This is a genomic window from Klebsiella sp. NPDC088457 (assembly GCF_044900465.1).
GTDB lineage: Bacteria > Pseudomonadota > Gammaproteobacteria > Enterobacterales > Enterobacteriaceae > Klebsiella.
This window is the reverse complement of the sequence record NZ_JBJDNH010000014.1, coordinates 56,662-82,547: the sequence shown is the minus strand read 5'-3', so window position 1 is coordinate 82,547 and position 25,886 is coordinate 56,662. Positions and strand designations below refer to the sequence as shown.

Below are 25,886 nucleotides of genomic sequence, written 5' to 3'. Positions count from 1 at the left end.
TGCGCGATTATGAGTGGCGTAAGCGGGGCGCCTCGTCCTTGCACCAGAGATGATAGAAGCGCCTGAGCAGCGCTTTTGGCCAGCCCGGTTCGCCGGGCATTTCGGCCATGTCCAACCCTTTGTCGCACGCGCTGAGGCAGGCGGCCATAATATCCCAGTGAAACTCCGGGTGGAACTGCACCGAATACGCCGTGTCGCTATAGCGCAGAATCTGGCAGGCGTCCCGGGCGGAAAACGCCAGCACGCTGGCGCCTTCCGGCGGCCGCAGCACGGTTTGCTGGTGAGAAAGCCAGGCCGAAAAACGTCCGGGAAAGGCCTTCAGCAGCGGGGCCGTACTGTGTTCGGCGAGCTGGATCAGCTGAAGCCCGCGTTCGCTCCCCAGCGGGTTATCTGCGACCACGCCACCCAGCGCGTGGGCAATCAGCTGGTGGCCGTAGCAGACGCCCAGCAGCGGCAGATGCAGGGCGTAGGCGCGGCGTATCCATTGCGCGGTCTCCTCGCTCCACGCCAGCCGGTCGGTGACCATCGCCCAGGAGCCGCTGATGATGGCGCCGCAGATCCCGCCGATGGCGGGCAGGGGATCGTGGCGATCCGGGCGAATAACCCGGTACTCCTCGCGCGTTAAGGCGAGCGCCTGCACCAACCATTGGCTTTGCTCGCCGACCGCCTGACGGATGGCCGCCGGCGGTTCGCCCATTTGAATAATCGCTAACGGCCTGGCCATCTTAATCCTGCAGATAAAAGTCGAGACTGGAGTTCAGCACCGGGCGAACAATCCTCGTCCGTAGCACAAAGTCGCCGAATGCCTCATCCAGGTTAGCCGCCTGCGCCCAGGCGCTAATCAATGCGTCAACCTCGTGGATAATCTCTTCAAGCGGCTGGTTCTCTTTATAGAGGCGAGGGATACGCGTACCCTCGCGGTTGCCGCCGAGGTAGACATCGTAGCGGCCCACCGCGCGGCCCACCAGACCGATTTCGGCCAGCATCGCTCTGCCGCAGCCGTTCGGGCAGCCGGTGACGCGAAATATTATCAACCGATCGGCAATACCGTTACGCAATAAGATCTCATCAAGGCGATCGATGATGCCTGGCAGCACGCGTTCGGCCTCAGCCATTGCCAGAGGACAGGTGGGATAAGAGACGCAGGCCATCGAACTTTTACGCTGCGGCGATACCGTTTCATCAATCAGGCAATACCGCTGCGCCAGTTGGTTAATCCGCGCTCTGTTGTGCTCGCTGACGCCCGCAATGATGATGTTTTGATTGGGCGTTAAGCGAAAATCGCCGTCATGGACTGCGGCGATGGCGGCGAGCCCCGATTTTAGCGGTTTGCCCGGTTTATCAATCAATCTCCCGCTGGGGATAAACAGGGTAAGATGGTGCTTACCGTCGATCCCTTCGACCCAGCCGATACGATCGCCGCGGCTGCTAAAGGCGTAGGGTTTCAGCGTCTGAAATGCAATGCCAGCCCGCCGCTCGACTTCCGCTTTAAAGACCTCAATGCCTACCCGATCGATCGTATATTTCGTTTTGGCATTGCGTCGATTTGAGCGGTTTCCCCAGTCCCTTTGGGTGGCAACAACGGCGGCGGCAACCGCCAGGGTGGCGTTCAAGGGGATATAGCCTAGCGCCGTCGCGAGGCGTGGATAGGTGCTATGGTCGCCGTGGGTCATCGCCAGGCCGCCGCCGACAAGCACATTGAAGCCTGTTAACTGCCCGTGCTCGCCGATAGCGACAAAGTTAAGATCGTTTGCGTGCAAATCGACGTCGTTTTGCGGCGGGATGACCACCGCGGTTTTAAATTTGCGCGGTAAATAGCTGTTGCCCAGGATGGTCTCGTCTTCCGGCTGCTTGATCTTTTCACCGTCCAGCCAGACCTCAGCATAGGCATTGGTTTTGGGCAGCAGGTGCTCCGATATCTTTTTGGCCCATTCGTATGCCTGATGATGGAGCCCGGATTCCACCGGATTCGAGGTACACAGCACGTTGCGGTTGACGTCGCCCGCCGTCGCCCGTGAATCCAGACCCAGCTGATGCAATAGCCGATGAACCGGCTTGATATTGCGCTTTAGCACGCCGTGCAGCTGCAGCGCCTGGCGGTTGGTGATGCGGATGCTGCCGTAGAGCGTATGCTGTGACGCAAACTCGTCGATCCCCAGCCACTGCTGCGGGCTGATGATCCCGCCGGGTAACCGTACCCGCAGCATCACCGTGTGCAGCGGCTCCAGCATTTGCGCCGCTCTTTCCTGGCGAATATCGCGATCGTCCTGCTGGTACATGCCGTGAAAGCGGATCAGCTGAAAGTTATCGCCGAGAAATCCGCCGGTTAATTCGTTATGTAGATCTTCTTTAATCGTGCCGCGCAGAAGCTGGCTCTGCTGCTTTAATCGCTCATTATCCGAAAGTTTATCATTGCTCATCATATTGTTCTCAAAATGTGCGGGTTAATTCACCCAGAATACGGGCGGATTACATCACAGCGGGTAATTAACCGACAGGCACAGTTAGTTTGTTAATCGATATAACAGTTGTTATAACCTACGGTTCTAATTAATAATTATGCGTTGTTGAACGGTTTTTCCGATATGCGTTAACGATTATTTTGCTAACGGCGCGAGAGCAGAAGGCGAGGCATCGCATGAGAGGCCGGCTTTATATTTATCCGCCACCGCTCAAGAGCGTTTATTTTTTAGGGGCGGTGAACGTTTGCGGGTTATAGGTGGCAGGCGCGGCGTGCATATAGTGCTGAATCTGCCCGATAAATGCGTGTTTGCTTTTGAAATTATACTTAAGGTAGGCTGAGGCGGTATCTTCAATCCCGAGGATGATATCCGTCATCGCATATTCAATCTTTTTATTCGTGACGAAGGCGCCGACGGTCATCCCGGTACGTTTCTTAAAAATACGATGGACATATTGTCTGGAAACATTTAAATATTCCGCGATATCATAGACAGAAATGTTATTTTTTATATTTTGATAAATATACTGGATGGCAACGTTAATCAACGCCTGTTCGTTAGGTTTTTTGTTGTCGGGTAATTGAGCCTGGTGTTGCATAGATACTGGTTCTTTTCTTGATATACCGTTTTCATCGTATGCGATTTAAGACACAACAAAATATACAATATTGCGGTTTTTATGGATAACAGTATTGCGGCAGTCGGTATTACCGGGACTTTGGCGCAGACGTTTTCTGCACATCATCCCTGCCGCACGGCGGGGAAATGCCTTAAGCATGGCTGGCAGGAGGCAGCCATGCTGGAAGGCGGTTCACTAAACGATTTCGTTCAATTGATGATAATTTTGGCCGTTAAGCACGGTATCCAGACGCCGCAGCCCTTGCTGCAACTCGCGGCAATCGCGGGCGCCGCCAAGAGAGATTCTTACCGCTCCCGGCCCCCGGCCTTCAGGGCTGAAAACATGCGAAGGGGCAATCCCCAGCCCGGCCCGGGAGGCGGTGTTGGTCAGGCTGTAGGGATCCCAGTGCGCGGGCAGCCTCAGCCAGACGTGCAGCCCGTAGGGATGTGCCTGTAGAGGGTGGCTCAGCAGCGACGCCACCAGCTGCTGGCGGCGGCGATTCTCCTCCCGCAGCTGGCTGAGAAGCTCGGCTGCGATACCGGTATGCACCCAGTCCGTCACCACTGCCGACATCAGCGGGTTGGCCACCAGGGTCAGCGAGCGCAGCGCGTGGGCCAGCGGCTCGTACGACATCCCTTCGGGGACGACGACCCAGGCGATACGCAGCCCCGGGGTCAGGCATTTGGAGAGGGTGGCAATATACCAGGTGTGTGCCGGGGCGAGGGCGGAGAGCGGCGTCATTGGCTCGGCAGGCAGCAGCCCGTAGGGATCGTCCTCAAGCAGCGTCCAGCCGTTTTCCGTCGCCAGGCGGGCGATCTCCCGGCGTCGTGCTGCGGAGAGGGTGACGGCGGTCGGGTTGTGGATCGTCGGGTTGAGATAAACCACTTTTGCCCCATGCTGGCGGCAGGCTTGCTGCAGCGACTCAGGCAGCATGCCCTGCTCATCGCCCTTCACCCCCACCACGTTGCGCCCGAGCTGCCTGGCCGCGGCGATAAAACCGGGATAGGTGAGCTCGTCCGCCACAATCACTTCCCCCGGCTGGGTTAGCAGCAGTAACAGCGCGCTAATCGCCGCCTGTGCTCCGGAGCTGACCACCACCCTGGCGCTGTCCAGCGGTCCCAGCAGCGGCGTCAGCCACAGCGCGCCGGCCGCGCGCTCCGCCGGTTCGCCGGCGCCAGGATGATAGCTCATCAGCGAGGTCGCGTCGGGGCTCAGCTGCATCCGGGTCATCGCTTCGCCAATCAGCGGCAGAATCCGCTCGTTACCCGGCGGGATATTCATGCTGAGGTCAAGATGGGTCTGGATCTGCTGCGGTAAGGCGATAAAAGAGCCGCGTCCGCTGGCCGCCTGCAGCAGCCCGCGCTGGCGAATCGCGGTATAGGCGCGGGTCACGGTGGTGAGATCGACCGCCAGCCATGCCGCCAGCTCGCGCTGCGCCGGCAGACGGTCGCCTGGCTGGAGAATGCCGTTATTTATCGCCTCGACGATCTGCGTGACGATCTGTTTGTATCGGGGACCGCCTGCGGGCGACAGCGGGCGAAGCCACGTCGCGTCAGGAAAACTTGTCTTTTCTTTCTCCGACGTATTTTTCATACATCCCTCTGGATAAAAGCATACAAATTAGTATAAATTAATTAATACAAATTAAATGTATGCATACATCTTTAACTTGTATGTTTTTTTCGAGCGTAAATCATGAGAGTTACCGACCCATGCGGAAAAGGAGCCTATGAACAGATTCCCCGAATGTAACCGGCCGCGTCAGAGTATCAATGCCGCGCTAAACCTTCCCAGCTTAGCGACTTTCTCGACCAGCCTCAAACCCGGCCATGCGGTTAGCCGCGTGATTCATGCATCTTAGGGCGCAATGTGATGTTAAAACGAGTCTGTCAATCACTCAGGCTGCCGCTGGCGCTGGGTATTTTGCCTTTGCTGAGCGGCTGCAACTGGGCATTGTTCAATTCCAAAGGCGCGGTGGGAATTGAGCAACGCAATCTGATTATCACCGCGATTATGCTGATGCTGATTGTCGTCATACCGGCAATCGTGATGACCTTTCTTTTCGCATGGCGCTATCGGACGGGCAATCGCCACGCGCGATATACCCCGGAATGGGCGCATTCCAACAAGGTAGAAATCATCGTGTGGGGCGTTCCGCTGTGCATTATCGTGGTACTGGCGATCGTCGTCTGGGTCAGCACCCATCGCCTCGATCCTTATCGTCCGCTGGAATCATCCCAGCCGCCGCTGACCGTTGAGGTGGTGGCCACCGACTGGAAATGGGTATTTATCTATCCCGAACAGGGGATCGCGACGGTGAACGACCTTGTGTTGCCGGTGAATCGCCCGGTCTCCTTTCAGATCACCTCCGACGCCACCATGAACACCTTTTTCATCCCGCAGCTGGGCGGACAAATCTACGCGATGGCCGGGATGCGCACGCAGCTGAACCTGATCGCCAATGAGACGGGCGATTATGCCGGGATGTCCGGCAACTTCAGCGGCCCGGGTTTTTCCGATATGAAGTTTGTCGCGCACGCCACCAGCGCCGCGCAGTTTGACGCCTGGGTCAGGCAGGTGAAAGAAGGGAATCATCCGTTGGATTTCAACGGCTTCAAACAGCTGGCGCTCCCCAGCGAGAAACACCCGCCGGAGTATTTCTCCGCCGTCGAGCATGGTCTGTTCCAGCGCGTTATCGACCAGTTTATGGACTCCGGGATGGATATGGGCAGCCATATGCATGACATGAGTTCGGACAATTCAACCAGTTCCAGGGAGTAAAATATGTTTGGCAAGTTGACTCTGGAGGCCGTTCCTTACCATGAACCTATCGTCATGGTAACCATTGCCGCCATTTTGCTGGGCGGTGCGGCGGTTCTCGTCGCGCTAACGGCGTTTAAAAAGTGGGGGATTCTGTGGCGCGACTGGCTAACGACCGTCGATCACAAGCGTATCGGGATTATGTACATCTTCGTGGCGCTGATTATGCTGGTCCGCGGCTTTGCCGATGCCATTATGATGCGTACTCAGCTGGCGGTGGCCAGCGGCGGGAGTGAAGGTTTTCTGCCGCCGCACCACTACGATCAGATTTTCACCGCCCACGGCGTGATCATGATTTTCTTCGTCGCCACGCCGTTTTTTACGGGCCTGATGAATATCGTGATGCCGCTGCAGATCGGCGCGCGCGATGTCTCTTTCCCGTGGCTGAATGCGCTCAGCTTCTGGCTGTTCGTCGGCGGGGTGATTCTGGTTAACCTGTCGCTGGGGGTAGGGGAATTTGCCCAGACCGGCTGGGTTGCCTATCCGCCGCTTTCCGGTATTCAATACAGCCCCGGGGTCGGCGTGGATTATTACATCTGGAGCCTGCAGCTTTCGGGACTCGGCACGCTGCTGACCGGGGTGAATCTGTTCGTCACCATCCTCAAGATGCGCGCGCCGGGGATGAAGCTGATGATAATGCCGATTTTCACCTGGACCACGCTGGTCACCTGCGCGATTATCGTCGCCGCCTTCCCGATCCTCACCGCCGTGCTGGCGCTGCTGACCCTCGATCGCTATCTCGATATGCATTTCTTCACCAACGAACTGGGGGGGAATGCGATGATGTACGTCAACCTGATCTGGGCGTGGGGGCATCCGGAAGTGTATATCCTCGTACTGCCCGCTTTCGGCGTGTTTTCCGAAGTGACGCCGACCTTCGCGCGTAAAAAGCTGTTCGGCTATAAGTCGATGGTCGGCGCGACGCTGGCGATCGGCATTCTCTCCTTCCTGGTCTGGCTGCACCACTTCTTCACCATGGGGTCCGGCGCCAACGTCAACGCTTTCTTCGGTATTATGACGATGATTATCGCCATCCCGACCGGGGTGAAGATCTTTACCTGGCTGTTCACCATGTTCCGCGGGCGGCTGGAGTTCACCACGCCGATTCTGTGGACGCTCGGCTTCCTCGTCACTTTCACCATCGGCGGCATGACCGGCGTGCTACTGGCAATACCGGGGGCCGACTTCCTGTTGCATAACAGCCTGTTCCTGGTGGCGCATTTCCATAACGTGATCATCGGCGGTGCGCTGTTCGGCTACCTGGCCGGGTTTACCTACTGGTTCCCGAAAGCGTTCGGCTTCCGGCTGAATGAGAAGCTTGGGCGTTACTCGTTCTGGTGCTGGATTATCGGCTTCTATCTGGCCTTTATGCCGATGTATATCCTCGGCTTTATGGGCATGACCCGCCGTCTTAATCACTACGACAACCCGGACTGGGCGCCGTATCTGAAGGTGGCCGAAGTGGGGGCGTTCTTTATCCTGTTCGGGATCTTGTTCTTTATCGCCCAGCTGTATGTCAGCATCCGCGATCGCCATCAGAACCGCGATCTGACCGGCGACCCGTGGGATGGTCGCACTCTGGAATGGGCGACCTCATCGCCGCCGCCGTTCTATAACTTCGCCATTGTTCCCCATGTGGCAAGCATTGACTCCTGGCATGAGGCGAAAAAGGCCGGGAAACACAATTTCGGCGAGCGCTACGAACCGATTCATATGCCGCGCAATACCGGCGGTCCGTTCATTATCGCCATGTTGGGCACCGTGATGGGCTTCGGTCTGATCTGGCATATCTGGTGGCTGGTGATTGGCTGCGCGCTGGCGATTGCCGTCGGCGTCATTGCCCGCAGCTATAACGACGATACCGATTACTTTGTTCCCGTCAGCGAAGTGGAACGGATCGAACGCCAGCGCCTGAGTCTTAACGTTAACAAGGTATAAATCATGAGTAGCCATACACTTGCGCCCGCGGCGGGGCATGAAGCACACGGTCACGACGACGGTAGCGCCCAGTTAGGACTGTGGATTTATTTGATGTCGGACTGCATTCTGTTCGGCTCTATTTTCGCCACTTATGCGGTGCTGAGCAACGCCTTTGCCGATGCGCTGACGCCGAAAGAGCTGTTTGAGATACCGTATGTCCTGACGGAAACCTTTATGCTGCTGCTGTCCAGCATTACCTACGGCTTTGTGATGCTGGCGCTGCGCAGGCAGCGTCGCGCACAGGTGCTGCTGTGGCTGGCGGTCACCTTTGCCTTCGGGGCTATCTTCGTCGGCATGGAACTGTTCGAATTTCATCATCTGATCGCCATCCACGCCGGGCCGGATAAGAGCGCCTGGCTCTCCGCGTTCTTCACCCTGGTGGGCACTCACGGTTTACACGTCACCTTCGGCCTGATCTGGATGGCGGTGCTGTTTCACCAGGTGCTGACCAAAGGGATCGGCGGCAAGATGTCCGGGCGGCTCTCCTGCCTGAGCCTGTTCTGGCACTTCCTCGATCTGGTGTGGATTTGCGTATTTACCGTGGTCTATCTGCTGGGAGTGTACTGAGATGGAAAAAATAACCCACGTCGGCGAACACGAGGCGCACGGGACGCTGGCGTCCTACCTGGTGGGCTTTGTGCTGTGCGTGATCCTGACGATGATTCCTTTTTCGCTGGTGCTCTGGCCCTGGGCGCCGCGCAACGTTACCCTGGCGCTGTTCGTTATCACCGCCGTGCTGCAGGTACTGGTGCAGCTGGTGTTCTTCCTGCACCTGAACCGTAAAACGGAAAATGGCTGGAACCTGGCGAGCTTTGCCTTCACCTTGTTGATTCTGCTGATTATTATCGGCCTGTCGATCTGGATTATCTGGAGTATGCATTACCACATGCTGATCCGCGCCTGAGGCAGGACGGAGATGCGAACACCGCGGCCCCGGCAGGGAATCTGTCGGGGCCGTTGTTTTAAGGCTGGCGGTGGAAACGCGCAACAAACTGCTTTTGCATTTCCGCGCAGCTTTCATCATTGAAATAGCCGACGATGTTGCGCCCGGACTCCGGCTGCGAGGCAAGCTGGCACTGGCGTATCGCCTCACGGGCGTTATTTTCCGCGTTGTGGTTCGTCCACAGGGTCATGCAGGCGATCATTATGGCGTAGACCGCCACGATGAACAGTAGCGCAAGCCCCATTAACAGCAGGCAGCCGCGCGGTCCCGATCTGAGCTTCATGGTGTACCTTACGATTCTGATGGCGAGGGAAGAGAGCGGTATTATAAAATATTGTATGCATACAATAAACCATACAATTGCGATATTGTATGGTTCATACGGCGGGAGATCGGGAGAGCGCCTGCTGAGCTGCGGCGTTGTCCCGGCAATGCTGGCTGTAGCGGCCAGGCGTGACGCCGGTGACACGTTGAAACGCGCGGTTAAACGCGGCCTGGGACTGATAGCCGACGCGTTCCGCGCTCTGCGTCAGGCTCACACCGTTGCTGATGTGCTGGCAGGCGATCGCCATGCGAATATGGCGCACTATCTCCGCCGGCGGCAGCGGCGAGACCTGGTTAAAACGCTGAATAAACCACGAACGGGACATGCCCGACGTACGCGCCATCGTCTCCACGGTCCAGCAGCGTGCCGGAAACAGGACGATCTCCGCCATCAGATGGAGAAACTCCGTCGCCACAGGAACCTTATCCAGCGGCGTCTTAATCGTATGGCAGGATAAATAGTGGCGGATTACCATGAAAAACAGCAATTCGGTCAGCGAGGCGATGAATTTTTCACTGGCATAGTGCGTCTGCGTCGCCTCCTGATTAATCACCGCCACCAGTTTGCTGATTGAGCCGGAGAGGTCATCCTCTGCCTTAAATACGATCGCCGGCGGTAAAAAACTTAGCACCATCTGACTAATGGCAGTTTTAAAGATAATAAAACCGCAGGTTAATGCCGTGCTGGTTTCGTCTTTATAAGAGAGCGGCTGCATTTCCCGGATCGGCGCCCGATATGCGCTTTGCGCATCGGCCTGCGAGGAAAGAACGAATGGACAATCCTGTAAAATAAATACCATATCGCCTTTTTCCAGCCGCGTCGGTGTGGGAAGAGGGGGCAGATGCAGCCAGCAGTGACCCTCCATCACCAGATGATAGCTGGCCTTACCGCTGCCGGCAGTGCCGCCTTTCCACGACCCGCAATATTTACCCACGTGGTAAACGGTGCTCTCAATACTCAGGTTATCTAATAACCATTCGTTATTTAGCATAGTAAAAAAGAATAAATAAAGGACGAATGAACAATAATCAACTTTTTATCAGTGTTGCTCCTGGTGTGCAATAAAAACATACTGGTTGGAATTTAACGGGAGGATAATTATGTCAAGAATTACCTTGCAGTCTCTGGAAAGCGCACCAGCGCAATCAAAACCGTATCTGGAAAATGCCCGGCGTGCTTCCGGCTTTATTCCTAATTTATTACTGGCGCTGTCTAATTCACCGCAGGCGCTGGAAACATATATAACAGTTGGCGGTATAAATAATAATAACAGTTTATCCGCAGCGGAAAGAGAGACGGTTCAGCTGATTGCCGCCACCGTTCACGGTTGTGGTTTTTGCGTGGCGGGGCACAGCGCGACGGTAGAAAAGAAAAATATTATGGCACAGGCCGATTTGCAGGCGCTACGCGAGCGGCAGACCCTGCCTGATTCGCATCTTGAGGCTATCGCCAGCTTCACCCGCGAAGTCATCGCTACGCGCGGCGCGGTTAGCGACGCGGCATGGCGGGCGTTTCGCGAGGCGGGTTACAGCGAGCGGCAGGCGCTGGATGTGATCCTCGGCGTCAGTCTGGCCACGCTGTGCAACTTCGCCAACAGCCTGGCGCAAACGCCGCTGAATACCGAGTTAAGCCAATGGGCCTGGTCCGACTGAACCTGGCGTATCGTCTGCTGAAGGAGAGTGCGAATGCTACATCACCCATTACGCGAGTGGCTTGACGACCGGGCTGTGGAGCTGGATCGCTCCGGCGAGCTCAGCCATACGCTATTGCAAAAGCTGGCCGAGGCGGACTTATTTCGCATCGGGGTACCGGAAGCGGTCGGCGGCAGCGGCGGTACGCTGCTGGACGCGATCGACGCCATCAGCGCGGTGGCCCGCCATTCGCTGACGGCGGCGTTTATGTTCTGGGGACATCGTACCTATATCGACATTCTGACGCAGGCGCCGCAGAGCGCGTTATGCGCGCGGCTATTACCCGAACTGCTGGCCGGCCGGCTGGCGGGGGCGACCGGCTTATCCAACGCGATGAAATTCCTTTGCGGACTGGAAGAGCTTCAGGTCGGCGGCGTTCCTGACAAGGCGGGCGGCTGGCGGGTTTCCGGGCAGCTGTACTGGGTCACCAATTTACAAACCAGCGGTTTCCAGGCGGTGACGGTGGTTCTGCCTGAGACGGGCGGCGAGCCGTTTATCGCCAGTATCGGCTCCGGGCTCGCTGGCGTGGCGCGCTCCGACGATCTTGCCCTGATGGCGATGCAGGGCAGCGCCACGGCGGCGCTGCGTTTCAACGATGTCGTGCTGGAGAAAGAGTGCGTGATTCATCCTGCCGCCCGGACGTTCTTGCCCGCTGTGCGCCCGCGTTTTCTCGGTTTGCAGTGCGGTATGGCGCTGGGATTGAGCGAACGCATCCTTGACGAGTGCCGCGACAGATTAAGCGACGGCCATGTGCTGCGCGGCGAATGGCAGGCGCTGACCCAGCGCTATCACCAGATCCGCTCCGCCCTCTGCGGCGGCGTGGCATGCCAGCGGTTTGTGCAGCAGCCTGGTGAACTGTTCCGGCTGCGCATCGAACTGGTCGAACTGGCGATGAGCGTCATGCAGCTGGAATTAATGCTGGCGGGAGGCCGGGCCTACCTGTCGCCGCAGGGCGATCAGATTGCGCGCCGCTGGCGCGAATGCGCCTTCCTGCCGCTGGTCACGCCCAGCGTTGTTCAACTAAAACAGCAGCTGGCAGGGCAGCCATCATGAGCGTTTTGCTACATGCCAGCCACCTTGAGGTGGGGTATCGCCGCCGGCAGACGACGACCCGCTTGCTGCAGGATTTCAGCTTTTCACTGGCGGAAAATGAAATTGTCGCCGTGGTGGGGGCCAGCGGCGTCGGGAAATCCAGCCTGCTGCGGATCTTGGCCGGGCTGGAAACGCCGCTGGCCGGCCAGGTGAGTTACCTCGGCCTGCCGCTGAACGGCCCGCACCCCCATCTTTCGGTGGCTTTCCAGGATGCCACGCTGTTGCCCTGGCGTACTCTGGAACAAAACGTCGCTTTTGGTCTGGATTTTCGCCATCAGCCGCGTCTTGACGCGCAGGAACGTCGGGAACGCGTGCGGCACGCGATTGCAGCGGTTGGCCTGAGCGAACATCGCAACAAGTTGCCGGCCCAGCTTTCCGGCGGAATGGCGCAACGCGTGGCGTTAGCCCGGTGTCTGGCTCGGCTACCGAAGGTGATGCTGCTTGACGAACCGTTCAGCGCGCTGGATGAAGTCACCCGTCATGATATGCAGCGGCTGTTAATCGCCGTGCTCAATCAACACCGGATGTCGGCGCTGCTGATTACCCATGACATTGATGAGGCGCTGCTGGTGGCCGACCGGGTCGTTTTACTGGGCGGCAGCCCGGGGCGGCTGATGGGCGAATGGCGCCCGCACATTCCCCAGCCACGCGATAATGCCCTGGAGGCGCTGGCCGCCCTGCGCCTGGATATTTTGAAAAAACTGCGCGATGTGCGCTCTGATACCGATGCGGAGAAACGCTATGTGCCTGATGTGTGATGCGGTGTCGCGCCGCGACTTTTTGAAACTGAGCGCGCTGATGAGCGCCGGAGCCGCTCTGCCGCTGATTATGCAGCAGCAGGCCCGCGCCGCCGCCGAACCGGATGCGCCGGTCAGAGTCGGCTATCTGCCGATTACCGACGCGGCGCCGCTGCTGGTGGCGCACGGGCTGGGCCTGTTCGACAAGGCTGGGGTGAAGGCTGAACGTCCGGTGATGTTTCGCAGCTGGTCACAGCTGACAGAGGCGTTTATCGCCGGCCGGGTGAATGTTATCCATATGCTCTCTCCGGTCACTATCTGGGCGCGTTTCCAGGCGAAGCTACCGGCAAAGGTGGTGGCCTGGAACCATACCAACGGCTCGGCGCTGACCGTTGCGCCGCAGATTAGCCGTCCGGAAGAGCTGGAAGGGACAACCGTCGCCGTACCTTTCTGGTATTCAATACATAACGTGGTGCTTCAGCAAATCTTGCGCAGCGCCGGGTTGCAGGCGGTCACCGGCACGCCGGGGAAAAAGCAGGTCCGTCTGCTGGTGCTTCCGCCTGCGGATATGGTGCCCGCGCTGGCGGCCGGGCAGATTCAGGGCTTTATCGTCGCCGAACCGTTTAACGCGTTGGCGGAAGCGCGCCATGTCGGGCGCATCCTGCGCTTTACCGGCGATGTCTGGCAAAACCATGCCTGCTGCGTGGTGATGATGCATGAAAGCGACCTGACCACGCGCCCGGCGTGGAGCCAGAGCGTGACCGATGCGCTGGTTAACGCGCAGCTATGGATCCGCCAGCATCGGGCGGAAACAGCGCAACTGCTGGGGCGCGGCGACGAGCATCACTATACGCCGCACGACGCCGAGGTGCTCCGTCAGGTATTGCTGCCCACCCCGGCGATGCAGGCCGGCTGGCAAAAGGACGGCGCGATCCGCCATGAAGACTGGCACCAGCAGCGGATTGATTTCCAGCCCTGGCCTTACGGCAGCTATTTCGCTTCGCTGACCGAGCAGCTAAAGCTGACGGTGATGGAGGGGAACCGCGATTTCCTCGAACAGCTGGACGTACAGCAGGTCGCCGCCGAGCTGGTGGAGCCGGAGTTTGTTCGTCAGAGTATTGCTCGCGCCGGCGGCATGACCGCGTTTGGTCTGGCCGACCAGGCTTTTGACCGCAAGGAAACGATCGCGCCATGAAGTTGTTTTTCATTCGTATTGGCTGGGCGTTGCCCGGCCTTGCGCTCTTGCTGCTGGTCTGGTGGCTGGTCGCGCACTTTGGCGGAGGTATGGCCGGGCTGTTCGCGCCGGAAAACGCCTTCCGCAGCCTGGGGGATATGCTCATCCAGGGGGAGCTGACGCGGAATATCGCGATCAGCCTGTCGAGAGTGGCGGTTGGACTGGGGCTGGCGCTGATGGTCGGCATTCCGCTCGGTCTGCTGATTGGCTGCTCGCCGGCAAGCGAGCGTCTGGCGATGCCGGCGATGCAGTTTCTGCGTATGGTATCGCCGCTCTCCTGGATGCCTGTGGCGGTAATGCTGCTGGGGATCGGCGATCGCCCGATCTGGTTCTTGCTCAGCTTTGCCGCGGTATGGCCGGTTCTGCTTAATACCGCCAGCGGCGTCAGGCAACTGCCGCCCGGCTGGCTGCTGCTGGCCCGTTCGCTGAGCGCCACGCGCAGGGAAACGCTCTGGCATATTATTCTGCCCGGCGTGCGCGCCCACATTCTCACCGGCGTCCGGCTGGCCATCGGTATCCTGTGGATTGTGCTGGTGCCTTGTGAAATGCTGGGGGTCAGCTCAGGGCTGGGGTATGCCATTCTCGATGCCCGCGACCGGCTGGATTATTCCGCGCTGATGGCGGTGATTGTGACCATCGGTGCGATCGGTTTTTTGATGGACTGGCTGGCCAGATATCTGATTCAGGCGGTGAGCGCCTGAATAGCGGTTAACCTCCGCCGAGGGCAAACGTGCCCGGCATGCCGTAGCGCATTAAATCATCGGCGTAGAAGTCGGGTACGGCGCTTTCACGGATCGCCTGGGCCGTGCGGGTAACGTCGTAGCGTACGCTCCTGACGTCCAGGGTGAGCGTTCCCCGCTGGTAGCGGGCTAAAAGCCAGCTTGCCTGCGGCTGACCGGGTTTGATTCGCCCGGTCGCCCCCGGGTTGGCGATAATGCACTGACCTTGCTCTGACGTCACGGTTCTGACCCCGGCGCGATGCGTATGCCCGGCCATCAGCACATCAAAAGCATATTGTTGCCGGTACACCATCAGCTGCGCATCGCTGACCTCCGCCGTCAAATACTCTGACAGCGAACGCGGGCTGGCGTGGACCAACAGGATCCGTAGCGGCGCGTGGCGCGGGCCAATATTCAGACGCAGGGAGGTGGGGCGGTTTTGCAGCCAGCGTCGGTTCTCTTCGCTTAGCGTTCGTTTACTGAGTCTGACGGCCAGACGGCGAGCCTCACGCTCGGCCGCGCTATGCCAGGGGAGCGGCTTCAGCGGTTCGTTGCAGGCGACGCGGCGGTCATGGTTACCGAGTACCACCGGGATATTCTGCTGGCGCAGGAGCGCAATGGTCTCATTGGGCCACGGGGCAAAATCCACCAGATCGCCGAGGCAGTAGCGGGCATCGACACGGTACTGTCCGATATCATCAAGCACGGCCTTCAGCGCCGGCAGGTTGGCATGTACATCGCTGAACGCGGCGAAGGTAAAATCAACCATGGGCTTTCCCCTTCATGTTCATTGACCACATCACAAAGAGCGCCGAGCAGAACGCGAACAGCGCCGCGCCGATCAGCAGCGCCGCAAAGCCGCTGCGGTAAGCGTTATGCATCAGTTCCCGCAGCATCCCGGCCTGCTGCGGAGGATAGCTCACCAGCGCCCGCGCGATATCGCCGGTAACCAGCCGGGCTAGCGCCTCCTGATGCAGGGGCAGGTGATTTGCCTGCAGGGAGGCGATCAGCATGTGGCGCAGGCTGCTGGCCAGGATAGCGCACAGAATGGCGAACCCGAGCAGGATCCCGGAAAATCGCGCCGTGGTGCTGATCCCGGAAGCCATCCCGGCCCGCTGGTGTGGGACGGTGCCCATAATCGCCTTTTGCGTTTCGCCGTTCAGCATTCCGCCGCCGCTGCCGAGGAGCATCATCCCGCCGGCGACAAGCCCGCTCATCTGCTGCTGGACGGCGAAGGCGATCAGCAGATTTCCTGTCGCCACCAGCAGCAGCCCGATCGCCAGCAGCCAGCGGGCGGCGAGGTAATGCGCCAACCAGCGCCCCACGACGGGAAAGACCAGCATCGCGAGGGCGAAAGGGAGCATGCCGATACCGGCGTGGAGCGCTGATTTACCTTCGACATTTTGTAACAGCAGCGGCAAGAGCGAGGTCATGACCTGGGCGGTGGCGGCGTAGGCGAACATCGCCAGCACCGCGCCGATAAAGGGCAGGGAACGAAACAGGCGCAGATCCAGCATTGGCGCGCGTTGCCGTTTTTCGACGAAGGCAAAACCGCCAAAAAAGCACAGGCTGCAGGCGAGGCGCAGCAGCGTTTCAGGGCTGAGCAGGCCGCGTTCCGGGGCGAGAATGAAGGCCCAGGTAAGCATAAACATCGCGGCGATAAATAGCACGATGCCGGGGATATCCAGTTTTCCGGCATCAGGGTGACGCGATTCCTCAATCACCCGCAAGACCAGCAGGGCCAGCAGCAGGCAGATGGGGATATTGATATAAAAGGCCCATCGCCAGCCAAGCAGGGCGCTGATAACGCCGCCCGCCAGGGGCGCCAGCACCATAGTGATGCCCATTATCCCTCCCCAGATGGCCCACGCGCGGTTGCGCTCCGCGGGGAGGCGATAGGTATGACCGATAATCGCCAGGGCGGGGGCGAGCAGGAGCGCCGAACCGACGCCCTGCGCCGCGCGGGCAAAATTGAGCCACCTCACCGTTGGCGCGGCCCCACAGGCCAGCGATGACAGGGTAAAAAGCGCGATCCCCCACAACAGCACTTTCCGGCGGCCAAAACGATCCGCCAGCGAACCGGCGGGCAGCAGGAGCGAGGAGAAACAGAGGACATAGGCGCCGATAACCCACTCCATCGCGGAGAAAGTGGCGCCGAGCCCCTGGGCGATCGTCGGCAGCACTACGCCGACGATATTGGTATCGACCACCGTGATGGCGCAGCCGAGCGAGGCGACCAGCAGAACCGAACCCGGCGATTTAACCGCTTCGACGGAAGAGTGATGGGCCATCAGGACTCCTGAAATGAGAGGGGAATGAAGGCTCTCAGGATCGCCCGCGCCGCCCGCAGTATCAATTTCACAGAATGGGATTATTATTAGGTAATACCTAATAATCTGGAGAGAATATGGAGCTTCGTCATCTGCGTTATTTTGTCGAAGTGGCTAATACGCTGCATTTTGGCGCGGCGGCGGAGTCACTGAATATTGCGGTGCCGACGCTTTCGGTGCAGATAAGCCAGCTGGAGCGAGAGCTCGGCGCGCCGCTGTTTGTACGCAGCAAAAGACGCGTCCAGCTGACCCAGGCTGGTGAGGTGCTCCTTGAAGAGGCTCAGATGACGCTGGCCCATGCCAACCAGGCCCGGGAGCGAACGCTTAGCGCCGCGCGCGGCGAACGGGGTTATATCCGCGTCGGTTACGTCGCGTCGGCGCTGATGTCGGGTAGCCTGAGTCAGAAGGTCGCTCATTTTCGACAGCGTCATCCCGATGTCTTTGTCCAGGCTCATGAAATGGCGATGGACGGTATGGCTTCCGCGCTGGTCGAGGGAAAAATTGATGTGGCGCTGGTGCGTGCGCCGGTCGCGCTACCCGCCGAGGTGGCCCATATTAATATACAGCAGGACCGTTTTTGCCTGGCTCTGCCGGCGACCCATCCGCTGACGACAGGTGAAGCCAGCGTTGACCCTGCCGACCTGGGCGCAGAAACCTTTATTTTACCCGAGCAGGTCTCCGGTACCCGGGAGGTGGCGCGCCGCGGCGGATTTATGCTGAACAACACTCTGCGGGCGGGCAGCCTGACGGAAGTGCTGGCCAACGTGGCGCTCGGCAACGGCGTGGCGGTGGTGCCGGTGATCCTCAGCCAGGCAATCTCTCTGCGCGAAGTGGTCTATCGGGAGATCGCCGCACCGGATATTCCCTCGGCAATCTGGCTGCTGTATCGCAAACGCGAACGTGCGCCGGTCATTAAAAAGTTTATGGCGATGGCGCAAACGGCATAGCGGAGCGCGGCGGCGTGGCAGGGGGCGAGATGCCGGGATAAAAAAATTGCGTCCCGGGGGAATAAACCCGTTCCCCGTTCGTCTTATGGAGACTCTATCGTAACCGAGCTTCTAAGATGAAAACACCCGACCGCGTTTTTGCTCATAAAACTCTCCTGTTGCTGCTCGTCGGCGCCATACCTGCGGCCCTGCTGCTGCTCTTTGTCTGGGCCGGAGGCTGGCTGACGCCGAACCGGCTCTCGGCGAATACGCTCATCGAGGTGCTGGAAAAAAATGGCGGCGTGCATCCCGGTTTTCGCCGCAATCATGCCAAAGGCGTTTGTGTGAGCGGCGAGTTTATCTCCAACGGCAAGGCCGCAACGCTTTCGCGAGCGGTCGTCTTTCGCCCGGGAAACGTGCCGGTGACCGGCCGGCTGGCGATCGCTGGTGGTAACCCGGGTGCGCCGGATTACGCTGTGCCGGTGAGAAGTTTCGCCCTGGCGTTCCACCTGCCGGATGGCGAGCAGTGGCGCAGCGGCATGAATGCGCTGCCTTTCTTTAGCGTCTCCACCCCGCAGGGATTTTATGACCAACAAATCGCTACCCGCCCGCAGGCGGCGAGCGGAAAACCCGATCCACAGAAAATGCAGCACTTTATGCAGGCGCACCCGGAAGCGAAACCCTTCTTCCAGTGGGCTAAAACGCATGTCCTGGCCGCCAGCTGGGCGCAGGAACGATACAATAGCTTAAATGCGTTCCGCTTTATTGATGCGCAGAATCAAAGCCACTTTGTGCGCTGGAGCCTGGTGCCGCACTCCCCGTGGCAGCCTGTTTCAGCGCAGGACAAAGAGGATAAAAACTATCTTGCCAGCGATCTGAAAACCCGTCTGGCCGCGGGACCGTTATCCTGGGATCTGCTGATTACCGTCGCTCAGCCGGGAGACCCGATAAACGATGCGACGAAAGCCTGGCCGCAGGAGAATCCCTCGCTGGTGGCGGGGACCGTGGTGATTCACCAGGCTGAAGATCAGCAGGGGGGCGCGTGTAACAATATTAATTACGACCCGCTGATCCTGCCGGACGGGATTGCCGGTTCCGACGATCCGTTGCTCAACGCCCGCTCTGCGGCTTATGCCAAATCGTTTAATCTGCGTATGACCGAAGAAGCCCGTCAGGGTCAGGAGAAGCGTTCATGAAAACTCAGGCGACGACCTTTCATCCGCTGCTGCGCCTTGTTCACTGGCTGATGGCGCTGGCGATACTGGCGATGTTGTTTATTGGCGTGGCGATGGTCTCAACGGTGTCATCCAGCCACTCGCTATTACTTGCCGTGCATAAACCCCTTGGCGCCGCCATCGGCGTATTGGTGCTGCTGCGTATTTTTCTCCGCTGGCGCTATGGCGCGCCGGCGTTGCCGGGCACTTTGCCCCACTGGCAAAAAAGGATGGCCTATCTTTCCCACCTGGCGCTTTATCTATTGATGGTTGCCCAACCGCTGGTCGGCTGGGCGATGCTTTCCGCCGCCGGCTATCCCGTCACGCTGTGGAGTGGGGTCGTGTTACCCGCATTGCTGCCGGTGAATATCGATCTGTACGTCATTTTGCGTCCTTTACACACCCTGCTGGCGTTTGCTTTGTTCGCCGTTGTGCTGGCGCATGTCGCGGCGGCGCTGCTACATGGATTGATCCTGCGTGACGGGGTATTCAGCAGCATGAGCGGCGTTCGTCGGCGCCCGGGAGGGTGAACGATGCTGCTTAGCGATGATGATATTCGCGAACTGCTCCCGCATTTGCAGCGCTTTGCGCTATGGTTGACGCGGGACGTCATGGCCGCGGAGGATCTGGTGCAGAATACGCTGATCAAAGCGCTGGATGGCCCGGCTCACAGGGATGAGGTGCGGCATCTGCGCACCTGGCTGTTCTCGATTCTCTGGCACCAGTTTGTTGACGGAGAGCGAAGGCGCAAGCGCTGGCAAAAGCTGCTGACGTTTTTTCAGGGGGAAGATAAAACGGAGATCACCGGTGAAAACAGCGTGATGGCTGATGAAATGCTGGCGCTGTTTGCGCATTTACCCGCGGAGAGCCGGGCGTTGCTCCTGTTGGTCAGCGTGGAGGAGATGAGCTACCGGGATGCCGCCGAGGCGCTCAATATCCCTCCCGGAACGGTGATGTCGCGCCTATCCAGAGCCCGCAAGCAGCTGCGGAAGTTGACTGAGGAGCACGCGGCGCCGGTAGTGCTAAGGAGATTAAAATGAGCAATCTGCCTGATGAAAGCCTGTTTCACGCCTGGTTAGATGGTGAAACCGACGAACGGACCAACCGGGAAATAGAAGCCTGGCTACGCGAGCATCCCGCCATGGCCCGGGAGGTGGAAGGATGGCGACAGGATAAGCTGCGTCTGCAACGCGCCGTGAACCGAACCGATATCCGTTATCTGTCAGTCAATTCTGACCCAACGATACTGCGTTTTCGTCTGCGGCAGCGGCGTATTCAGCGCCTTACGCTGGCCTTTGCCCTGGTGATGGCATTGGGGACGGGAAGCTTCGGCGGCTGGCAGCTTAAAGAACACGTTCAATCGCGGGCATTGCCGATGGAAGACGCGGTACAGGCCTATAAACTGTTTGGCGATCGCCCGCAGCTCGCCAGTATGGATATCCGCACCAGCCAGCCGCCGATGCTGGAAAACTGGCTGCGGCGCTACTTTATCAACGGCACGCTCCCGCCGAATCTTGAACGCTATGGCTTTACGCTGATCGGCGCCCGGCTGATGGCCAGCGAGCAGGGGGCATCGGCGTTAGTGCTTTATGAAACCGCCGGTGGGGAGCGGATCGCCTGGTATATTCGCCATCAGGCGACCCACCTGAGCAAAGGGGCGCGGCAGAGCGATGGTCTGGTCGCGCAATACTGGAGCGACAGCCATTACAACTATGCGGTGGTGAGCCCGGTTAGCGGGGAAAATTTACCGGCGTTACGCGAGGCCATTAGCAGCGAAATGGGCTAAACCCACCGGCGCGGTTGGTCCGCCGCGCCGGTGGATTGGCTTACGCCCTCGCTCAGGAGGCGTGCGGGGTGAACGAAGGCACCGTTTGACCGTCTACCGTCATGCCGGAGAAGGCGAGCATCGGCGCCAGTGTGGCGTTGTTGTCGGCCGGGAAATTCAGCGTGGGTCTTGAGATCTCGCTGAGCCGGGTGAGCTGTTCTGCCGACAGCGTCACCTCAAGCGAATCGAGGTTAGTTTGCAGCTGATCGAGCCGCCGGGCGCCGATCAGCGTCGAGCTGACCCCCGGCTGCGAGCGGACCCAGGCCAGCGCCACCGCCGCCGGGCTGACGTTAAGCGCCGAGGCGATATCGGCCACCGTGTCAATCACCGCGTAATCCGCCGGGGCGGGCACGCCAACCATGTTAGTGCGTCGGGTATCGACGTTGCCTTCACCGTCGCGGCGGAATTTGCCGCTCAGGAAGCCGCTCTTCAGCGGCGACCAGGGCAGGATCCCCATGCCCATCTCCTGTGCCAGCGGGAACAGCTCTCCCTCGCTCGTGCGTTCCAGCAGAGAATATTCAAGCTGAAGGGCAATAATCGGCGCCCAGCCGCGAAAGCGGGCAATCGTCTGCGCTTGTGCCGTCTTCCACGCCGGAATATCTGAGAATCCCACATAGCGAATTTTACCGGCCGTAACGAGATCGTCGAGCCCACGCAGCGTTTCTTCAACAGGCGCGGCGCGATCCCAGTTATGCAGCCAGTAGATATCGATATAGTCGCTCTGCAGGCGTTGCAGCGAGGCTTCGCACTGCTGGATCAGCGCTTTACGCCCCGCGCCTCCGCCGTTTGGGTCGCCGGGAAAGAGGTTACAGTAGAATTTTGTGCTCAGCACCAGCTCATCGCGCCGTAGCGCACGGTGCTTAATGTAGTCGCCGACAATCTGCTCCGAGTGGCCGGCGGTGTAGATATTGGCGGTGTCGACAAAGTTGCCGCCGCGGCTTCTGTACTCGTCAAGCATGGCAAACGACTCTTGCGGGCTGGCTCCCCAGCCAAAGTCTTCGCCAAAGGTCATGGTTCCGAGGCAGTATGGGCTGACCCGCAGCCCGGAACGCCCCAACGTAATGTAGTGATTGAGAGGCATAACGTTCTCCTGTGTGCGTAGAAAATTATTGTCCGATCAGCGTCAGCGACAGATCCCACAGGCGCTTGGCCTGCCGGGGATCTATCGCCCAGCGGCGCACGCCGCTGACGTCGGGGCTATCGTCGGCAACCCGCGCCGCAATATTGCAGTCGGCGCAGTAGACGCCGCCCATTCCGGCCAGTTGCGGGCTGGTGGCGGCCCACAGGCTGGTGGACGCCCCCTGGGCAAGGGTTTTCAGCGGCGAGGGGACAAAGTCCGGGCCAACCTGCGCCGCCTGGGCCACCGCCGCCTTCTCCTCCGGGGTCATAAAGCGGCTTAGCTGCGTGGCGGGGATTCTGCCGGGATGCACCGCGAAAGCGCGAATGCCGGACTCGCGCCCCAGTCTGTCGAGATGGACGGCAAACAGGGAGTTGGCCGTTTTGGACTGGCCATAGGCGCGCCAGGGATCGTAGGGCCGCTGCGTATACTGGCTATCCTCGAAGCAGATCGGCGAATAGCGGTGACCCAAAGAAGATAAGGCGACGACGCGCGCGTTCCCCGCGGCGGCAAGCGCCTGCCAGAGCCGCAGCGTCAGCTGGAAATGCCCGAGATGGTTGGTGGAAAACTGCGCTTCGTAGCCGCGCGCGTCGCGGGTGAGCGGCGGAGCCATGATACCGGCATTATTCAGCAGAATGTCGACGGTATCGGTACCGGCGAGCACCGCATCGGCAAAACGGTCAATAGCGGCCGGGTCCATCAGATCCAGCGGCTGCACCATGACGTCCGGCATATCGGCAAGGGCAGCCCGCGCTTTGGCGACATCGCGGGCGGGAGCCATCACTCTGGCGCCAGCGGCGCGCAGCGCCCTGACGGTTTCCAGGCCAATGCCTGAGTGACCGCCGGTCACGATGGCGTATTTCCCGCGAAGGTCAATGTGACGCATCACCTCCTCGGGGGTGGAGGTAGCGCTAAAACCTGAAGCTATAGGCGATTGCGGGGTGGACATAATGATTCTCCGGGACGAAGGGGTTAGCACATGCTAGAGTGTCCTCACTGAACGATGAAGCCGTGAAAGTGCAATTTTTATGCGTGATAGTTCAAATTTACCCCCCGACCCGCTCTCCGATCTGCTGGATTTCCTGCAGGTTGAGTGTGATCTGTCCGGGCGACTGGTGGCCGGCGGGACGTGGGCGCGCCGTTTTGCCAATCTGGATGCGATTAAGTTCTGTGCGCTAACCCAAGGGCGCTGCTGGTATTCGCTGGACGATACGTCCCCGCCGCGGCTGGCGGAGACCGGCGACGTCCTGATTACCAACGGTACGCGTACCCTGACGCTGGCCAGTGACGCCGGGTTGATACCCGGCGCCGGGACGGCGCCGATCGCACGAGACGACGACGATCGGTATTGCCTGGGCCACGGGCAGGATTTCACCATGCTGGGCGGCAAAGTCCGGCTGGATGCCGACCGCCAGGCGCTGCTGTTGAGCGGGCTGCCGCCGCTGATCCACGTTCGCGGCGGCGCCGTTGAAGCCGAGCCGCTCTCCTGGCTGCTTAGGCAACTGGTGAGCGAAATGGCCAGCCACCGTCCAGGGCGAGCAAGCGCGATCGCCGGACTGACGCAGCTGCTCTTCACCCAGACATTACGGGCCTGGCTTGCTCACGCCCCGGAGGACGATAAGGGGTGGTTGAAAGGTTTTGCCGACCCGCGGCTCTCCCTGGCGCTCAGCTGCATTCATGGCGAGCCCTCCCGCCGCTGGAGCCTGCACAGCCTCGCGAAGCACGCCGGAATGTCGAGAACCTCGCTGGCGGTGAGGTTTCGTGAACAGATGGGGATGCCGCCGCTGGCCTATTTGACGCGGTGGCGCATGTATCTGGCGCGCCGCGAGCTGCTGGCGGGGGAGGCGATCGCCGAGGTGGCGATGAAGGTCGGGTACGCTTCCGAAAGCGCGTTCAGCAGCGCCTTTAAGCGGGTGATGGCCGTGGCGCCCGGCTATTATCGCCGGGGCGCATCGGGTGAAACGCCTGAACAGACGCCCTCCGCCGCATCGGATAGCGGCGATTTTTAATCGCCGCGCGGCCGGGCTGACGCCGGGTGATGGCACTTTTCTCGTGATGACCGCCATTCCTGCGCCATGGTTGCTCTCTCTCATTATTAAATGTTATGTTATATCATAACATATGAAATCTTATCGGCGGCTGGCGGGATTGGACGCGCCAGCGCCGGTTTGCGGTTGAGAGAAATGCATGGAAAGAGTCCCCCTGACGATCCTGAACGGTTTTCTCGGCGCGGGGAAAACCACGCTGTTAACTCGTTTACTGGCGCAGGCGCACCGGCGGCAGCTTTCGGTGTGCGTCATTGTTAACGACATGAGTGAACTGGATATCGATGGCGTGTTGATTGCCGGTACCGACATTGTCGGCGCGGATCGGCACAATTTCGTCACTATTTCCGCCGACAGCATCAGTAGCGCCAGCGGCATACAGAAACTGGACGCCGCGCTGAAACAGCTGCTATCCCACCGCCGGCCCGCTCATATTTTGCTGGAAACTTCAGGGAGCAGCCATCCGCTGCCGCTGGTGAAGTACCTGCGCGACCATCCGCGGGTCAGCCTGAAAGGGCTGTTCACGCTGGTTGATTCCGTGATGCTGCACGATGATTTTGCTGACGGCGAGACCTTGCTCACCGCGTGGCAGGAGAATCTGCGGCGCGGGCGCCGGGGAACCGAAAACCTGCTGGCGGAGCAGGTATTGTTCTGTAGTCACCTGCTGTTGACCAAAAACGATCGCCTGCCTTTTGCACACATTGCCGCCATGGCGAAGAGCCTGCATGTCATCAACCCCTATGTTTCCGTCCTGGCCGTACCCTGGGGCAATTTACCGCTCGCCGACGTATTCGCCGCGTCGGAATATGATTTTGAGCGGGTCGCCACGCTGATTGCCGAGCTGGAGGACGACCTCGAAAGCGGGGGGGAACAATCTCACGCCATAGCAGCGCGGGTGCTGGAAGACGACCGGCCTTTTCATCCCCAGCGTCTATGGGATACCTACCACCGGTTCCTGGGCACCGGAATACATCGCAGCAAAGGCTTCTTCTGGCTACCGAGCCGGGATGATTTGGCGCTGCTGTGGAATCAGGCGGCGGGCAGCATCAGCCTGGGGTTTGTCAGCTACTGGAAGGCCGGGGTGCTGACGCATGCGGATCCGCGGCTGACGGCAGAAGAACGGGAGGTGCTGCGCCGGCAGTTACACCAGCAGTGGCCGGGCCGTTTCGGCGACCGACGCTGCCGGCTGACGGTGATCGGACAGCGCAGCGAGCTCGAGCCCTTTGTCGCGGCGCTGAAACGCTGTTTTCTGACGGAGGCGGAAATTGACCACTGGGCGGCGGGGGGCACCTTCGCCGACCCCTGGCCCAGGCGTGTGGCGCGACTACAGGCGTAAGCGATATGCAGGAGCGTGACCCGGAGGGAGAGATGAATGAGTACACAATGAGTAAACCATTACCGGAAGAGAAAAAGCAGATCCTGGCCATGCCGCCAGAGGAGTATATGAACGCGCGGCAGCGGGCGTTCTTCGCCGCGCTGCTGCACGATGAGCGTGCGCAACTGCTGGAACATATTGCCGGGTTGAAAAAGCAGCTGCAGTTAGCCGATGACCCGGGCGATGAGGGCGATATGGCCGCGCGGGAAGAAACTCTGCGGCTGCTGTTACGCCACATCGAACGCCACAGCAGGCTGCTGCTGCAATGCGATCGGGCGCTGCAGCGCCTGAAACATGGCGAGTATGGCTACTGCCGGGAAACGGGGGAAGCTATTGGCCTCCCACGGTTAATGCTGCGGCCGACCGCCGAACTGAGCGTCGATGCGCGGGCCAGGCAGGAACGGCTGGAAACGTTATATCGCCGCTAAGGGC

General features: G+C 59.6%; 27 protein-coding genes. 17 read left to right on the top strand and 10 right to left on the bottom strand.

Annotation, left to right across the window (positions count from 1 at the left end):
• Positions 1–7: 7 nt before the first annotated feature.
• The 4 genes from ACI2JR_RS11240 to ACI2JR_RS11225 all read right to left on the bottom strand — a co-directional run bounded on the left by ACI2JR_RS11240 (position 8) and on the right by ACI2JR_RS11225 (position 4,674).
• Positions 8–724 (bottom strand): glutamine amidotransferase, encoded by a 717-nt coding sequence (locus ACI2JR_RS11240; RefSeq protein ID WP_462478558.1) that lies wholly within the window; start codon positions 722–724, stop codon positions 8–10.
• A 1-nt stretch (position 725) separates the two neighbouring features.
• Positions 726–2,420, bottom strand: a complete 1,695-nt coding sequence (gene cysI / locus ACI2JR_RS11235; RefSeq protein ID WP_462478592.1) for an assimilatory sulfite reductase (NADPH) hemoprotein subunit — start codon at positions 2,418–2,420, stop codon at positions 726–728.
• Positions 2,421–2,682: 262 nt separating this feature from the next.
• A complete protein-coding gene (locus tag ACI2JR_RS11230; protein WP_132725006.1) occupies positions 2,683–3,060 on the bottom strand; it encodes a helix-turn-helix domain-containing protein in 378 nt (125 codons plus the stop codon).
• Positions 3,061–3,276: 216 nt separating this feature from the next.
• Positions 3,277–4,674 carry a PLP-dependent aminotransferase family protein gene (locus ACI2JR_RS11225; RefSeq protein ID WP_462478557.1) on the bottom strand — a complete coding sequence of 466 codons (1,398 nt, stop codon included), beginning with the start codon at positions 4,672–4,674 and terminating at the stop codon, positions 3,277–3,279.
• A 276-nt stretch (positions 4,675–4,950) separates the two neighbouring features.
• On the opposite strand from ACI2JR_RS11225, the gene cyoA reads away from it, so the two are divergent.
• Genes cyoA through cyoD form a run of 4 tightly spaced genes read left to right on the top strand, consistent with a single transcriptional unit; the run spans position 4,951 to position 8,785 of the window.
• Positions 4,951–5,862: a ubiquinol oxidase subunit II gene (gene cyoA, locus ACI2JR_RS11220; RefSeq protein WP_462478556.1), complete on the top strand. Its 912-nt coding sequence runs from the start codon at positions 4,951–4,953 to the stop codon at positions 5,860–5,862.
• A 3-nt stretch (positions 5,863–5,865) separates the two neighbouring features.
• Complete coding sequence (gene cyoB / locus ACI2JR_RS11215) at positions 5,866–7,839, top strand: cytochrome o ubiquinol oxidase subunit I (RefSeq protein ID WP_462478555.1); 1,974 nt, start codon at positions 5,866–5,868, stop codon at positions 7,837–7,839.
• A 3-nt stretch (positions 7,840–7,842) separates the two neighbouring features.
• Entirely contained in the window at positions 7,843–8,448 is a 606-nt protein-coding gene (gene cyoC / locus ACI2JR_RS11210; RefSeq protein ID WP_132724998.1) for a cytochrome o ubiquinol oxidase subunit III, read from the top strand.
• A gap of 1 nt (position 8,449) precedes the next feature.
• Entirely contained in the window at positions 8,450–8,785 is a 336-nt protein-coding gene (cyoD, locus tag ACI2JR_RS11205) for a cytochrome o ubiquinol oxidase subunit IV (RefSeq protein WP_132724996.1), read from the top strand.
• Positions 8,786–8,843: 58 nt separating this feature from the next.
• Here cyoD and ACI2JR_RS11200 read toward each other — a convergent pair whose 3' ends face one another.
• Both ACI2JR_RS11200 and ACI2JR_RS11195 read right to left on the bottom strand, forming a co-directional pair.
• A complete protein-coding gene (locus ACI2JR_RS11200) occupies positions 8,844–9,107 on the bottom strand; it encodes a hypothetical protein (RefSeq protein WP_132724994.1) in 264 nt (87 codons plus the stop codon).
• 94 nt (positions 9,108–9,201) lie between these two features.
• Positions 9,202–10,140, bottom strand: coding sequence for an AraC family transcriptional regulator (locus ACI2JR_RS11195; RefSeq protein WP_462478554.1), 939 nt, complete (start codon positions 10,138–10,140; stop codon positions 9,202–9,204).
• 109 nt (positions 10,141–10,249) lie between these two features.
• Between ACI2JR_RS11195 and ACI2JR_RS11190 the strand changes: the two genes are divergently transcribed.
• Genes ACI2JR_RS11190 through ACI2JR_RS11170 form a run of 5 tightly spaced genes read left to right on the top strand, consistent with a single transcriptional unit; the run spans position 10,250 to position 14,604 of the window.
• On the top strand, positions 10,250–10,801 hold the full coding sequence (locus ACI2JR_RS11190; RefSeq protein ID WP_132724990.1) for a carboxymuconolactone decarboxylase family protein: 552 nt from the start codon (positions 10,250–10,252) through the stop codon (positions 10,799–10,801).
• A 33-nt stretch (positions 10,802–10,834) separates the two neighbouring features.
• Entirely contained in the window at positions 10,835–11,893 is a 1,059-nt protein-coding gene (locus ACI2JR_RS11185) for an acyl-CoA dehydrogenase family protein (protein ID WP_462478553.1), read from the top strand.
• Positions 11,890–12,690 carry an ABC transporter ATP-binding protein gene (locus ACI2JR_RS11180; RefSeq protein WP_462478552.1) on the top strand — a complete coding sequence of 267 codons (801 nt, stop codon included), beginning with the start codon at positions 11,890–11,892 and terminating at the stop codon, positions 12,688–12,690. The genes ACI2JR_RS11185 and ACI2JR_RS11180 overlap by 4 nt, the downstream gene beginning before the upstream one ends.
• A complete protein-coding gene (locus ACI2JR_RS11175) occupies positions 12,674–13,864 on the top strand; it encodes an ABC transporter substrate-binding protein (RefSeq protein WP_462478551.1) in 1,191 nt (396 codons plus the stop codon). The genes ACI2JR_RS11180 and ACI2JR_RS11175 overlap by 17 nt, the downstream gene beginning before the upstream one ends.
• On the top strand, positions 13,861–14,604 hold the full coding sequence (locus ACI2JR_RS11170; RefSeq protein WP_462478550.1) for an ABC transporter permease: 744 nt from the start codon (positions 13,861–13,863) through the stop codon (positions 14,602–14,604). Before ACI2JR_RS11175 ends, ACI2JR_RS11170 begins: the two co-directional genes overlap by 4 nt.
• 7 nt (positions 14,605–14,611) lie before the next feature.
• Here ACI2JR_RS11170 and ACI2JR_RS11165 read toward each other — a convergent pair whose 3' ends face one another.
• Positions 14,612–15,391, bottom strand: coding sequence for a metallophosphoesterase family protein (locus ACI2JR_RS11165; protein ID WP_462478549.1), 780 nt, complete (start codon positions 15,389–15,391; stop codon positions 14,612–14,614).
• Positions 15,384–16,913: an MFS transporter gene (locus ACI2JR_RS11160; protein WP_462478548.1), complete on the bottom strand. Its 1,530-nt coding sequence runs from the start codon at positions 16,911–16,913 to the stop codon at positions 15,384–15,386. The genes ACI2JR_RS11165 and ACI2JR_RS11160 overlap by 8 nt, the downstream gene beginning before the upstream one ends.
• 116 nt (positions 16,914–17,029) lie before the next feature.
• On the opposite strand from ACI2JR_RS11160, the gene ACI2JR_RS11155 reads away from it, so the two are divergent.
• The 5 genes from ACI2JR_RS11155 (at position 17,030) to ACI2JR_RS11135 (ending at position 20,878) form a co-directional block, all read left to right on the top strand.
• Complete coding sequence (locus ACI2JR_RS11155; RefSeq protein WP_462478547.1) at positions 17,030–17,899, top strand: LysR family transcriptional regulator; 870 nt, start codon at positions 17,030–17,032, stop codon at positions 17,897–17,899.
• Positions 17,900–18,015: 116 nt separating this feature from the next.
• Complete coding sequence (locus ACI2JR_RS11150; RefSeq protein ID WP_462478546.1) at positions 18,016–19,074, top strand: catalase family peroxidase; 1,059 nt, start codon at positions 18,016–18,018, stop codon at positions 19,072–19,074.
• Positions 19,071–19,622 (top strand): cytochrome b, encoded by a 552-nt coding sequence (locus ACI2JR_RS11145; RefSeq protein WP_132724973.1) that lies wholly within the window; start codon positions 19,071–19,073, stop codon positions 19,620–19,622. The genes ACI2JR_RS11150 and ACI2JR_RS11145 overlap by 4 nt, the downstream gene beginning before the upstream one ends.
• A gap of 3 nt (positions 19,623–19,625) precedes the next feature.
• Positions 19,626–20,132: an RNA polymerase sigma factor gene (locus tag ACI2JR_RS11140; RefSeq protein ID WP_132724972.1), complete on the top strand. Its 507-nt coding sequence runs from the start codon at positions 19,626–19,628 to the stop codon at positions 20,130–20,132.
• On the top strand, positions 20,129–20,878 hold the full coding sequence (locus ACI2JR_RS11135; RefSeq protein WP_132724970.1) for an anti-sigma factor family protein: 750 nt from the start codon (positions 20,129–20,131) through the stop codon (positions 20,876–20,878). Before ACI2JR_RS11140 ends, ACI2JR_RS11135 begins: the two co-directional genes overlap by 4 nt.
• A 52-nt stretch (positions 20,879–20,930) precedes the next feature.
• On the opposite strand, the gene ACI2JR_RS11130 is transcribed toward ACI2JR_RS11135, so the two are convergent.
• Positions 20,931–21,998, bottom strand: coding sequence for an aldo/keto reductase (locus tag ACI2JR_RS11130; RefSeq protein WP_132724968.1), 1,068 nt, complete (start codon positions 21,996–21,998; stop codon positions 20,931–20,933).
• Positions 21,999–22,023: 25 nt separating this feature from the next.
• Entirely contained in the window at positions 22,024–22,983 is a 960-nt protein-coding gene (locus tag ACI2JR_RS11125; protein WP_462478545.1) for an oxidoreductase, read from the bottom strand.
• 79 nt (positions 22,984–23,062) lie between these two features.
• On the opposite strand from ACI2JR_RS11125, the gene ACI2JR_RS11120 reads away from it, so the two are divergent.
• From ACI2JR_RS11120 to ACI2JR_RS11110, 3 genes are all read left to right on the top strand, one after another.
• On the top strand, positions 23,063–24,043 hold the full coding sequence (locus tag ACI2JR_RS11120; protein ID WP_132724964.1) for an AraC family transcriptional regulator: 981 nt from the start codon (positions 23,063–23,065) through the stop codon (positions 24,041–24,043).
• A 178-nt stretch (positions 24,044–24,221) separates the two neighbouring features.
• Positions 24,222–25,415 (top strand): CobW family GTP-binding protein, encoded by a 1,194-nt coding sequence (locus ACI2JR_RS11115; RefSeq protein ID WP_132724962.1) that lies wholly within the window; start codon positions 24,222–24,224, stop codon positions 25,413–25,415.
• A gap of 47 nt (positions 25,416–25,462) precedes the next feature.
• Positions 25,463–25,882, top strand: coding sequence for a TraR/DksA C4-type zinc finger protein (locus ACI2JR_RS11110; protein WP_132724960.1), 420 nt, complete (start codon positions 25,463–25,465; stop codon positions 25,880–25,882).
• Positions 25,883–25,886: the final 4 nt, after the last annotated feature.

Coding starts and splice junctions, on each gene's coding strand:
- ACI2JR_RS11170 (WP_462478550.1), top strand. CDS start 13,861: ATGAAGTTGTTTTTCATTCGTATTGGCTGGGCGTTGCCCGGCCTTGCG.
- ACI2JR_RS11145 (WP_132724973.1), top strand. CDS start 19,071: ATGAAAACTCAGGCGACGACCTTTCATCCGCTGCTGCGCCTTGTTCAC.
- ACI2JR_RS11120 (WP_132724964.1), top strand. CDS start 23,063: ATGCGTGATAGTTCAAATTTACCCCCCGACCCGCTCTCCGATCTGCTG.
- ACI2JR_RS11110 (WP_132724960.1), top strand. CDS start 25,463: ATGAGTAAACCATTACCGGAAGAGAAAAAGCAGATCCTGGCCATGCCG.
- ACI2JR_RS11225 (WP_462478557.1), bottom strand. CDS start 4,674: ATGAAAAATACGTCGGAGAAAGAAAAGACAAGTTTTCCTGACGCGACG.
- ACI2JR_RS11130 (WP_132724968.1), bottom strand. CDS start 21,998: ATGCCTCTCAATCACTACATTACGTTGGGGCGTTCCGGGCTGCGGGTC.
- ACI2JR_RS11230 (WP_132725006.1), bottom strand. CDS start 3,060: ATGCAACACCAGGCTCAATTACCCGACAACAAAAAACCTAACGAACAG.
- ACI2JR_RS11155 (WP_462478547.1), top strand. CDS start 17,030: ATGGAGCTTCGTCATCTGCGTTATTTTGTCGAAGTGGCTAATACGCTG.
- ACI2JR_RS11190 (WP_132724990.1), top strand. CDS start 10,250: ATGTCAAGAATTACCTTGCAGTCTCTGGAAAGCGCACCAGCGCAATCA.
- ACI2JR_RS11125 (WP_462478545.1), bottom strand. CDS start 22,983: ATGTCCACCCCGCAATCGCCTATAGCTTCAGGTTTTAGCGCTACCTCC.
- cyoC (WP_132724998.1), top strand. CDS start 7,843: ATGAGTAGCCATACACTTGCGCCCGCGGCGGGGCATGAAGCACACGGT.
- ACI2JR_RS11240 (WP_462478558.1), bottom strand. CDS start 724: ATGGCCAGGCCGTTAGCGATTATTCAAATGGGCGAACCGCCGGCGGCC.
- ACI2JR_RS11160 (WP_462478548.1), bottom strand. CDS start 16,913: ATGGCCCATCACTCTTCCGTCGAAGCGGTTAAATCGCCGGGTTCGGTT.
- ACI2JR_RS11200 (WP_132724994.1), bottom strand. CDS start 9,107: ATGAAGCTCAGATCGGGACCGCGCGGCTGCCTGCTGTTAATGGGGCTT.
- ACI2JR_RS11165 (WP_462478549.1), bottom strand. CDS start 15,391: ATGGTTGATTTTACCTTCGCCGCGTTCAGCGATGTACATGCCAACCTG.
- ACI2JR_RS11135 (WP_132724970.1), top strand. CDS start 20,129: ATGAGCAATCTGCCTGATGAAAGCCTGTTTCACGCCTGGTTAGATGGT.
- ACI2JR_RS11185 (WP_462478553.1), top strand. CDS start 10,835: ATGCTACATCACCCATTACGCGAGTGGCTTGACGACCGGGCTGTGGAG.
- ACI2JR_RS11140 (WP_132724972.1), top strand. CDS start 19,626: ATGCTGCTTAGCGATGATGATATTCGCGAACTGCTCCCGCATTTGCAG.
- cyoB (WP_462478555.1), top strand. CDS start 5,866: ATGTTTGGCAAGTTGACTCTGGAGGCCGTTCCTTACCATGAACCTATC.
- ACI2JR_RS11115 (WP_132724962.1), top strand. CDS start 24,222: ATGGAAAGAGTCCCCCTGACGATCCTGAACGGTTTTCTCGGCGCGGGG.
- ACI2JR_RS11150 (WP_462478546.1), top strand. CDS start 18,016: ATGAAAACACCCGACCGCGTTTTTGCTCATAAAACTCTCCTGTTGCTG.
- cysI (WP_462478592.1), bottom strand. CDS start 2,420: ATGAGCAATGATAAACTTTCGGATAATGAGCGATTAAAGCAGCAGAGC.
- ACI2JR_RS11175 (WP_462478551.1), top strand. CDS start 12,674: ATGTGCCTGATGTGTGATGCGGTGTCGCGCCGCGACTTTTTGAAACTG.
- ACI2JR_RS11180 (WP_462478552.1), top strand. CDS start 11,890: ATGAGCGTTTTGCTACATGCCAGCCACCTTGAGGTGGGGTATCGCCGC.
- ACI2JR_RS11195 (WP_462478554.1), bottom strand. CDS start 10,140: ATGCTAAATAACGAATGGTTATTAGATAACCTGAGTATTGAGAGCACC.
- cyoD (WP_132724996.1), top strand. CDS start 8,450: ATGGAAAAAATAACCCACGTCGGCGAACACGAGGCGCACGGGACGCTG.